At 65.8% G+C, this 990-nt stretch carries 1 protein-coding gene; it reads left to right on the top strand.

Going from position 1 to position 990, the window contains the following annotated elements:
- Nucleotide 1: 1 nt before the first annotated feature.
- Nucleotides 2-990, top strand: a 989-nt coding sequence (locus tag MKZ91_RS31500; protein WP_336174946.1) for an alcohol dehydrogenase catalytic domain-containing protein, incomplete at its 3' end; no start/stop codon positions are given.

Below are 990 nucleotides of genomic sequence, written 5' to 3'. Positions count from 1 at the left end.
GATGGATGTACGCGCCGCCGTTGCCGTTCAGGCAGGCAAGCCGCTCGAGGTCATGACGGTTCAGCTCGAAGGCCCCAGGGCCGGCGAGGTGCTGATCGAGGTCAAGGCGACCGGCATCTGCCATACCGACGACTTCACGCTGTCGGGTGCCGATCCGGAAGGCCTGTTCCCGGCCATCCTCGGCCATGAAGGCGCCGGCATCGTCGTCGACGTCGGCCCGGGCGTCACCTCGGTCAAGAAGGGCGATCATGTGATCCCGCTCTATACACCCGAGTGCCGCTCCTGCCCGTCGTGCCTGTCGCGCAAGACCAATCTGTGCACCGCCATCCGCTCGACGCAAGGCCAAGGCCTGATGCCGGACGGCACCTCGCGCTTCTCGATCGGCAAGGACAAGATCCACCACTACATGGGCTGCTCGACCTTCGCCAACTACACGGTGCTGCCGGAGATCGCCGTTGCCAAGGTCAATCCGGACGCCCCCTTCGACAAGATCTGCTACATCGGCTGTGGCGTGACGACCGGCATCGGCGCCGTCATCAACACCGCGCAGGTGGAAATGGGTGCGACCGCGATCGTCTTCGGTCTCGGCGGTATCGGGCTCAACGTCATCCAGGGTCTGCGTCTTGCCGGCGCCGACATGATCATCGGTGTCGACCTCAACAACGACAAGAAGGCCTGGGGCGAGCGCTTCGGCATGACGCATTTCGTCAACCCGAAGGAAGTCGGCGACGACATCGTGCCTTACCTCGTCAACATGACCAAGCGCGGCGCCGACCAGATCGGCGGCGCCGACTACACCTTCGACTGCACCGGCAACACCAAGGTGATGCGCCAGGCGCTCGAAGCCTCGCACCGCGGCTGGGGCAAGTCGGTGGTCATCGGCGTTGCCGGCGCCGGCCAGGAAATCTCCACCCGTCCGTTCCAGCTCGTCACCGGCCGCACCTGGATGGGAACGGCCTTTGGCGGCGCGCGCGGCCGCACCGACGTGCC

The sequence above is a fragment of the Ensifer sp. MJa1 genome, assembly GCF_037026475.1.
GTDB lineage: Bacteria > Pseudomonadota > Alphaproteobacteria > Rhizobiales > Rhizobiaceae > Ensifer.
The sequence above is the reverse complement of the archived record's forward strand: the minus strand, read 5'-3'. Positions and strand labels throughout refer to the sequence as shown.